Consider the following 9,277-nt stretch of genomic DNA (forward strand, 5'->3'; position numbering starts at 1 on the left):
GCCCCCACCGCCTTGCACGCAGCACCAGAGAACGACCCCGGCCTCACGGCCACCCACGACCAGGCGTCCGCCCGCACGGGCCCGCGTGTGGTTCCGGAGAACGAACCCGGTTCCGCCTCCCCGGGGAAGTACGGCCTCGCGGTCACCGACGACCAGGTACCGGCTCCCATGGGCCCGCGATCGGAGCCGGGGAGCCGGCCCTGCCACAACGCCGCGGGAGAGCTGCGCGTCGTGGTCGCCGACGACCAGGCGTTGGTTCGCACGGGTCTGCGTGTGGTGCTGGAGAGCGAACCCGGGCTCGCCTTCGCGGGTGAGGCGGAGGACGGCGAGCAGGCCATCGGGATGGTCCGCGCGGCCCGCCCCGACCTGGTGCTGCTGGACATCCAGATGCCGCGCCTGGACGGCCTGACCGCCGCCAGGCGCATCCTGGCCGAGCCCGCCCCGCCGAAGGTGATCATGATGACCACCTTCGGCACCGACGAGAACCTGTACGCCGCGCTGCGCGCCGGGGTGAGCGGCTTCGTGCTGAAGACCTCCCCGCCCGAACAGCTCGTCGCGGCCCTGCGCGCCGCCGCCGCCGGAGACGCGCTGATCGACCCCGCCGTCACCACACGGCTGATCGCGGCCTTCGCCGGCCGGTCCGACCCCGCCGCGCCCCCCGAGCTGGCCGGGTTGTCCGACCGGCACCTCGACATGGTCAGACTGGTCGCGCGCGGGCTGACCGACCGGCAGATCGCGGCGACCCTGAGCCTGCCCGAGCCGCAGGTGAGCGGCGCGGTCGCCGAACTGTTGGACCGGCTCGGCCTGTTCGACCGGGCCCAGATCGTGGTCCTGGCCTATGAGTCCGGGCTGGCCGGCCGCGCGGGCAGTACGCGGTGAGCGCGATCCGCCGCTGCGGGGCCGCGCTGGCCGCCGCGTCGGCGGCCGGCGGGGTGGGCCTGACCGTGGCCGCGCTGGTCGTCGCCGGGCCGCTGCCGCCCGGCTGGCGGCTCGATCCGCCACTGGTGCCCGACCACGCGGCCGGGCTGATGTTCCCACTGGTCGGGGCCTACCTGGTGGCCCGCCGCCCGCGCCTGCTGATCGGCTGGCTGATGCTGGTCGGCGGACTGCTCTGCGCGGTGAACGTGTTCTGCTCGGCCCAGCTCTCGGCGTACGCCTCGGCGGGGAACATGGACGCCGCCGGCTGGTTCCGGATCATCGGGACGGTGGCCTGGGCCCTCGGCGGCTCCACGCTGGCCGTGCTGCTGCCGCTCTACTCCCCCGACGGCCGACTGCCCTCGCGCCGCTGGCGGCCGGTACTGGTGTTCACCGTGGCGGTGACGCTGGTCGAGGCCGCCCGCACCGCCGTACGGCCCACGCCGTCCGCCGCGGGCTACCCGTTCCCCCAGATCATCCCGAACCCGATCGCGCTGGAGGCCCTGGCCCCCTACAACCACACGATCCAGACCATCACCAAGATCGGCACGATGGCCACCGTCGTCTGCGCGCTGCTCGCCCTCGGGCTGCGCTTCGCCCGCGGCGACGCGACGATCCGGCGGCAGATCGCCTGGCCGCTGGCGACGTTCGCGGGCTATGTGGCGTTCCTGCTGGCGGGCGAGGACTTCTGGCTGCCCGGTTCGCTGTGGACCGGCCTGGTGCCGGTGGCCATGGCCCTCTCGGTGCTGCGCTACCGGCTGTACGGCATCGAGACGGTGGTCAGTCGCACCGTGGTGGCCACCGGCCTGGTCGTGGTCGTGAGCGCGGTCTACTTCGGCGTGGCCGCCCTGGCCGGGATGTTCGTCACCGGCTATGACGCGGTGGCCGGTCCGGTCGCCGCGCTGGTCACCGGCGCGCTGTTCCGGCCGGTGCTGACCCGGCTGCGCCGGTTGATGGACCTGCTGCTGTACGGCAGGCACGGCGACCCGCGCGAGCTGGCCAGACGCCTGGTGAGCGAGATCGGCGCGAGCGACCCGCGCGGCGCGCTCGCCGCCGTGACCACCTCGGTGCGCGAGGCGCTGGGCGTGACCGGGGTGGCGGTGGACCTGGGCGAGGCGGGCACCGCCGAGGCGGGCGAGACCGGCCCGGCGCCCCGGCGGGTGCCGCTGATCTGGCACGGGGAGCCGGTGGGGCGCATGCTGCTCGGCCCGCCCGGCCCGCGCCGGTTCGCCGCCGCCTACAACGAGCGGCTGATCGCGGCGGTCACGCCGTACGTCGCGGACGTGGCGCACGCCGTGATCATGGCCGCGGATCTGGAGCGCTCCAGAGAGCGCATCCTGACCGCCCGCGAGGAGGAACGCCGCAGGCTGCGCCGCGACCTGCACGACGGCCTCGGCCAGGCGCTGGCCGGCATGTCGATGTCGATCACGCTGGCCAGGGCGTCGCTGCGCGGATCGCCGGAGTCGGCCGACCGGCTGCTCGGCGAGCTGCGCACCGGCATGGACACGGTCAGCCAGGAGATCCGCGAGCTGGTGTACGGCCTGCGCCCGCCGTCCCTGGACGACCTCGGGCTGGCCGGCGCGGTGCGCGCGCTGGCCGCCGAGACCGGCCTCGCCGCCACCGTCACCGCCGAGGACCTGCCCGCCGGCCTGCCGGCGGCGGTCGAGGTGGCGGCCTACCGGATCGTCCAGGAGGCGCTGACCAACGTGCGCAAGCACGCGGGGGCGAGCGCCGCCGCGGTCGGGCTGCGGCACTGCGAGCGGCGCCGGGCGCTGGTCGTCACCGTCGGCGACGACGGCGGCGGGCTGCCCACGGCCCTGCGGCCGGGGGTCGGCTTCTCCTCGATGCGAGAACGCGCCGCCGAGCTGGGCGGGACGTGCTCGATCACCTCTCCGCCCGCGGGCGGGACGCTCGTCACCGCGGTACTGCCCCTGCCCGGCGCCGACGCCGCCGCCGGGACGGAGGGTCCGCACCGGTGAGGAGATCGCCGGTAATAGGCTGGGCAGCGTGGTACACCTGCGCATCGCCCTGGCCCAGACCAACCCCACCGTCGGCGACCTGACCGGCAACGCCGCCAAGCTGGTGGGCTGGACCCGCCGCGCCGCCGACCGGGGCGCGCACCTGGTGGTCTTCCCCGAGATGTTCCTGACCGGTTATCCGGCGGAGGACCTCGTGCTGCGCGCCTCGTTCGTGGAGGCGTCCATCGCCACCTTGGAGGAGCTGGCGGTACGCCTGGCCGATGAAGGGCTGGGCGAGATCGCCGTGGTGGCCGGGTACGTCGACCGGGCCGGTCTCGCGCCGCGCGTGGGGCAGCCCAAGGGCGCCCCGCTCGACGCCGCCGCGCTGCTGCACCGCGGGGCCGTCGTGGCCCGCACGGCCAAGCACCACCTGCCCAACTACGGCGTCTTCGACGAGTACCGCTACTTCGTCAGGGGCGACCGGCTGCCGATCTTCCGGCTGAACGGCGCCGACGTGGCGGTCGCGGTCTGCGAGGACCTCTGGCAGGAGGGCGGGCCGGTCTCGGTGGTCGCGCAGGCGGGCGCGGGGCTGCTGGTGGTGCCCAACGCCTCACCGTACGAGAAGGACAAGGACGACGTCCGCCTGGATCTGGTCGCCCGCCGGGCGCGCGAGGCCGGATGCGCGCTGGCCTACGTCAACCAGGTGGGCGGGCAGGACGAGCTTGTCTTCGACGGCGACTCGGTCGTCGTCGGGCCGGACGGCGAGCCGGTCGCCAGGGCCGCGCGGTTCGTGGAAGAACTGCTGGTCGCCGACCTGGAGGTGCCCGCCGCCGGGCAGGACGCGCCGCAGGGGCCGTCCGCCTACGACGCCCACGACGGCACCGCGATCACGGTCGAGCGGACCACGCTGGGCGAGGTCCGGCCCCGCCAGGCGCCGCCCGCCCCGCCGCGGCTGGCCGACCGGCTCGACGACCGGGCCGAGGTCTACTCGGCGCTGGTGCTGGGCGTGCGCGACTACGTCGCCAAGAACGGCTTCCGCTCGGTGATCCTGGGCCTTTCCGGCGGCATCGACTCGGCGCTGACCGCCACCATCGCCGCCGACGCGATCGGCCCGGACCGCGTCCACGTGGTGCTCATGCCCTCGCGCCACTCCTCGGAGCACTCCGTGTCCGACGCGCGTGACCTGGTGGAACGGCAGGGCCTTCAGGACCGGCTGGTGCCGATCGAGGGCATCGTCAACGCCTTCGAGAAAGAGATCCAGTTGAGCGGCCTGTCGGCGGAGAACCTGCAGGCGCGGGTGCGCGGCATGCTGCTGATGAGCCTGTCCAACGAGCACGGCCACCTGGTGCTGACGACGGGCAACAAGAGCGAGCTCGCGACCGGTTACTCCACCCTGTACGGCGACTCGGCGGGCGGATACGCACCGATCAAGGACGTGCCCAAGACGATGGTCTGGCGGCTCGCCAGGTGGCGCAACGAGCAGCGCGGGGCGGGCGATTTCGTACGCGACTTCGGCGGGCCGCCGATCCCGCCCAACTCGATCGAGAAGGAGCCCAGCGCCGAGCTGCGGCCCGGCCAGCGCGACACCGACTCGCTGCCCGCCTACGACCTGCTGGACCGGCTGCTGGACGACTACGTCGAGCGCGACATGGGCGCGGCGGAGCTGATCGCCGCCGGGCACGACGCCGAGCTGGTCGCCCGGGTGATCCGCCTGGTGGACGCGGCGGAGTACAAGCGCAGGCAGTATCCCCCGGGGCCGAAGATCACCCCGAAGAACTTCGGCCGGGACCGCAGGCTGCCCATCACCAACCGCTGGCGCGAGACGACGACGTAGCGGCCCGGCTCAGGCCGCCCGCATGCCCGCCAGCAGCTCGTCGGCGACGAGCGCGGCCAGGTCGGCGGGCACCTCGTGCCCGTCGGGCCACTTCATGTACCACATCATGGCGCCGACCACGGCGGCCAACGCGATCTCGATGTTGAGGTCGTGCCGCAGCTCGCCGTTCGCGACCCCGCGGGCGAGCACGGCGCGCAGCGCCTTGCGGCGCGGCGCGACGGTGACCTCGCGCACCCGCTGCACCAGCCGGGGGTGCCGCTCCGACTCGCCCATCGCGATGGCCATCACGCAGCGGGCCCGAGGGTCCTCCACCTCCCGCTGGATCGCGCCGAGGTAGACGTGCAGATCGTCGCGGACCGAGGTGCCCGGCAGCGGCGGCAGCGGCGCCTTGAGCGTCGCCATGGCGTCGACCACCAGGTCCTCCTTGTTGGACCAGCGGCGGTAGATCGTGGTCTTGCCCACGCCCGCGCGCGCCGCGATGGCCTCGATGGTCAGCTCCGAGATCGTGATCCCGTCGCCCATCAGGTCGAGCACCGCGTCGATGATGGCCTTCTCCGCCTTCGCGGAACGGGGACGGCCCGCCGCGCGGACCGCCCCTTCGGCCGTTCCATAGGTCGTCATCAGGCCCTCACACTACAGCCGGTTCCTTCTCGTGTTCCTGCGGTAGCGACGGCTCCGCGGGCTTGGTCTTGCCCGGCAGCCAGCGGAACACCATCACGGCGCCCAGCAGTGCGATCACCGCGGAGGCCGCGGCGGTGACGTGCATCCCGCTCACGAAGGCGGCCTTGGCCGGGGCGATGAGGACCTGGCCCGCCTCGCCGAGGCTCTGCGCGACGGCCATGGTGGCGGGCAGCGACTCTCCCGCCTCGTGCCGGGCGGCCTCGGGCAGGATGGTCAGGGAAGGTGCGATGCCGTCCCGGTAGACCGCCGACAGCAGCGATCCGAGGATGGCCACGCCGAGCGCTCCGGCGACCTGGCGGACGGTGTTGCTCATCGCGGACCCGACGCCCGCCTTCTCCCTGGGCAGCGCGTTCATGATCGCGGTGGTGGCGGGCGGCATGATGTTGGCCATCGCCGCGCCCTGTACGAAGAAGAGCACGACCATCAGCGGGATCGGCGTGTTCTCGTCCATCAGCGCGTACGCGCCGATCATCAGCGCGACGACCACCATGCTCACGCCGGCCGACGCCTTGCCGCCGAAGCGGTTCGCCACCCGCTGGCTCAGCGGGGCGAAGATGAGCTGCGCCGCGGCGAACGGGATCATCAGCACGCCCGACTCCAGGGCGCTGAAGCCCAGCACCGTCTGGAGGTAGAAGGCCAGGAAGAACATCGTGCCCATCATCGCGAAGAACACGATGCCGACCATGCCGATGGCGATGGAGAAGCGCATGTCGCGGAAGTAGGTCACATCGAAGGCCGGGTGGTCGATGCGCCGCTCGTACCAGGCGAAGACGGCCAGTACGACGAGGCCGCCGAGCAGTGGGACGAGCACCTGCGGGCTGGCGATGGTGGCCAGCTCGCCGCCCCTGATGATGCCGTACGTCACGGCGACCAGCCCGATGATGGACAGCAGCACGCCGACCGGGTCGAGCCTGGACGGCTTCGGGTCACGCGACTCGGGCACCACCAGCGCGATGAGCACGACGCTGATCGCCACCACCGGAACGTTGACCAGGAAGACCGAGCCCCACCAGAAGTGCTCGATCAGCAGGCCGCCGGTGATCGGCCCGACCGCGACGGCCAGGCCGACGCCCGCCGCCCAGATCCCGATCGCCCGGCCGCGCTCCTTCGGCGGGAAGACGTTGGAGATGATCGCCAGGGTGGCCGGCATGATCGCCGCGCCGCCGATGCCCATGAAGGCCCGTGCGACGATGAGCTGCATCGGGTCCTGGGCGTAGGCGCTGGCCATCGACGAGAGCCCGAACACCACCATGCCGGCGAGCAGCATCCGCCGCCGCCCGGTGCGGTCGCCCACGACCCCGAAGGTGAACAGCAGCCCGGCGAAGACGAGCGTATAGGAGTTGATCGCCCACTCCAGCTCGCTCTGCGAGGCGCCGAGCCCGTGCACGGGGTCGGCGATCGTCTTCAGCGCGACGTTGAGAATGGTGTTGTCCAGCACCACGGCGAGCAGGCTGAACACCAGCACACCGAGGATCGACCATCGACGTGGATGGCCGGTATGAGCTTCCAAGACGGGCCCCCACCAACTACAGGATTTCGATACGCGTATGTTTCGCAACGCAACCGTAGCGGACCATATTTCGATACGCAACAGTCCCGTTTCGGAAATAGGGCGTGACGCTCGTCACGCCGAGGCAGGCGCCGGTCCCGGCTCCTTGACCGCCCGGGGCGCTCGCCGCCAGAACGGCATCGCGACCAGCACGAACACCGCCGCGAGCACGCCCGTCGCCAGGAACGCCCACCCCGGGCCGTACCCGTCGATCACCGCCCCCGCGACCGGCCCGGCCGCCGCCATGCCGATGGTCAGCGCGGTCGAGTGCAGGCCCATCGCCTCACCCCGCACGGACGGCGGCGTCCACTGGGTCAGCGCGTCCACCGAGGACGCGAGCGCCGGGGCGCACAGCAGACCGGCCGGGATCAGTGCCAGGCAGAGCCAGCCCCAGCCACCGGTGACCAGGCCGAGCGGAGCGGTGAACGCGCACAGCCCGGCGGTCAGCAGCAACGGCGAGAGCGCCCGGGGCAGACCGCCGTAGACGAATCCGCCGACCAGCGAGTAGAAGCACCACAGGCCGATCACCAGACCGGTCCACTCCGTCGCGTGCCCCTCCTTCAGCACGGCCACCAGCGACAGTTCGGTGGCGGTGAGCACGAACGTCAGCGCCGAGACCGTGCCCAGCAGGGTGATCACCCCCATGCCGAGCCACTGCCTCCTGGGTACCACGGGCGCGTCCGCGGACTCCGCGTCCTCCTCCGCCGAACGGGTCGGCGGATTGAGCACCAGCAGCGCCGTGCCCGCCGCGACCAGCCCGAACCCCACGAGCGCCAGAGCCCAGCCGCTGCCGAGCCCCAGCACCAGCCCGACTCCGGCGGCCGGGCCGATCATGTACGACAGCTCCACGGCCATGGAGTCCAGCGCGAACCCCGTCCTGCGCCGCTCGACGGGGAGCACCGCGGCCACGCACTGCCGGATCACGCTGAACAGCGGCAGGGTGAGCAGGCCCGACAGCGCGGCGGAGACGAGCAGCGCGAGGTAGGGCAGCGCCGGGGCGGTCAGCCAGAACGCGAGCTGGGCCAGGGTGGTGATCGCGATCACCGGGCGCAGCCCCTTCTTGTCGATGAAGCGCCCGGCCACCGGCGCGCTGATCGCCATGCCCACGGTGATGATCGCGCCCACCAGGCCCGCCTGGGTGAAACTCAGCTTCATGTCGTGGAGCACGTGCATGGTCAGCGTCATGCCGGTGGCCGTCACCGGGATCCGGGCGAGGAGCCCGACCAGCAGCAGCGTCCGCACCCCGGGGGCCGCCAGCACCCGCTTGTAAGGCGTTAAGTCCATCTCGTCACTTACCTCCCGAGCTATTCTGCCGGTTCGGTGTGACATTTCGGAAAGGGATTACCCGCAGCGGACCCGTAATTGGAGCCAGGGGTGTCACCGCGCAACGGGGCGTGCCATCATCGAAAGGTCCGGAGACGCCACAGGGGCGCTTCGAGGCCAGGAGGGATCCACGATGTCCTCTGCCATGTCCGTATCAACGTCAGGTACCACCGCTTCCCCGGCCACCGGCTCGCCGACCGCCCTGTACGGCGGCCAGGCCGGCAGGAGGGTCACCGTCCGCGACATCGCCGCCGCCAGGCAGCGCGGCGAACGCTGGCCGATGGTCACCGCCTACGACGCGATGACCGCGCGCGTCTTCGACCAGGCGGGCATCCCCGTGCTGCTGGTCGGCGACTCGGCCGCGATGGTGGTCTACGGGTACGACTCCACCATCCCCGTCTCGGTGGACGATCTCCTGCCGCTCGCGGCGGCGGTCGTCCGGGGGTCCTCGCGGGCCCTGGTGGTCGCCGACCTTCCGTTCGGCTCCTATCAGTCCTCACCGCAGCAAGCGCTTGAGAGCGCGGCCCGCTTCATGAAGGAGGCGGGCGTCCACGCGGTCAAGGTCGAAGGCGGGCGCCGGATCCTGCCCCAGGTCGAGACGCTGGTCTCGGCGGGCATTCCGGTGATGGCCCACCTGGGGCTGACCCCCCAGTCGGTCAACGCGTTCGGCGGCTACCGCGTGCAGGGGCGCGGTGAGGCGGGCGACGAGCTGATGGCCGACGCCAAGGCGCTGGAGCACGCGGGCGCGTTCTCCGTCGTCCTTGAGTGCGTACCTGCCGAACTGGCCGAGCGGGTCACCGCCTCGCTGTCGATCCCTACCATCGGCATCGGGGCCGGTCCCGGCACCGACGCGCAGGTCCTCGTCTGGCAGGACCTCATGGGGCTGACGCCGCACCCGGCCAGGTTCGTCAAGAAGTACGCCGACCTGGCCGGCGAGATGGACCGCGCGGTCCGCGACTTCGCCGCCGAGGTGTCCACCGGCGCCTTCCCCACCGCCGAGCACAGCTACCGCTGACC

The 9,277-nt window shown here is 72.5% G+C and carries 7 protein-coding genes; 4 read left to right on the forward strand and 3 right to left on the reverse strand.

The window, feature by feature from the left end; all coding sequences use genetic code 11:
* The 3 genes from C1I98_RS29715 to C1I98_RS29725 all read left to right on the forward strand — a co-directional run.
* On the forward strand, window positions 1-879 hold an 879-nt coding region (locus tag C1I98_RS29715), incomplete at its 5' end, for a response regulator transcription factor (RefSeq protein ID WP_233508298.1).
* Complete coding sequence (locus tag C1I98_RS29720; RefSeq protein WP_111170706.1) at window positions 876-2,894, forward strand: sensor histidine kinase; 2,019 nt, start codon at window positions 876-878, stop codon at window positions 2,892-2,894. The genes C1I98_RS29715 and C1I98_RS29720, both read left to right, overlap by 4 nt.
* Window positions 2,895-2,922: 28 nt before the next feature.
* Window positions 2,923-4,707, forward strand: a complete 1,785-nt coding sequence (locus tag C1I98_RS29725; protein WP_111170707.1) for an NAD+ synthase — start codon at window positions 2,923-2,925, stop codon at window positions 4,705-4,707.
* A gap of 9 nt (window positions 4,708-4,716) precedes the next feature.
* On the opposite strand, the gene C1I98_RS29730 is transcribed toward C1I98_RS29725, so the two are convergent.
* The 3 genes from C1I98_RS29730 to C1I98_RS29740 form a co-directional block, all read right to left on the reverse strand.
* Window positions 4,717-5,328, reverse strand: coding sequence for a TetR/AcrR family transcriptional regulator (locus C1I98_RS29730; protein WP_111170708.1), 612 nt, complete (start codon window positions 5,326-5,328; stop codon window positions 4,717-4,719).
* Window positions 5,329-5,335: 7 nt separating this feature from the next.
* On the reverse strand, window positions 5,336-6,853 hold the full coding sequence (locus C1I98_RS29735) for an MFS transporter (protein WP_233508299.1): 1,518 nt from the start codon (window positions 6,851-6,853) through the stop codon (window positions 5,336-5,338).
* Between the two features lie 159 nt (window positions 6,854-7,012).
* Window positions 7,013-8,221, reverse strand: a complete 1,209-nt coding sequence (locus C1I98_RS29740; protein ID WP_111170710.1) for an MFS transporter — start codon at window positions 8,219-8,221, stop codon at window positions 7,013-7,015.
* A 184-nt stretch (window positions 8,222-8,405) separates the two neighbouring features.
* On the opposite strand from C1I98_RS29740, the gene panB reads away from it, so the two are divergent.
* Window positions 8,406-9,275 carry a 3-methyl-2-oxobutanoate hydroxymethyltransferase gene (panB, locus tag C1I98_RS29745; RefSeq protein ID WP_111170711.1) on the forward strand — a complete coding sequence of 290 codons (870 nt, stop codon included), beginning with the start codon at window positions 8,406-8,408 and terminating at the stop codon, window positions 9,273-9,275.
* Window positions 9,276-9,277: the final 2 nt, after the last annotated feature.

Source organism: Spongiactinospora gelatinilytica (assembly GCF_003236385.1).
GTDB lineage: Bacteria > Actinomycetota > Actinomycetes > Streptosporangiales > Streptosporangiaceae > Spongiactinospora > Spongiactinospora gelatinilytica.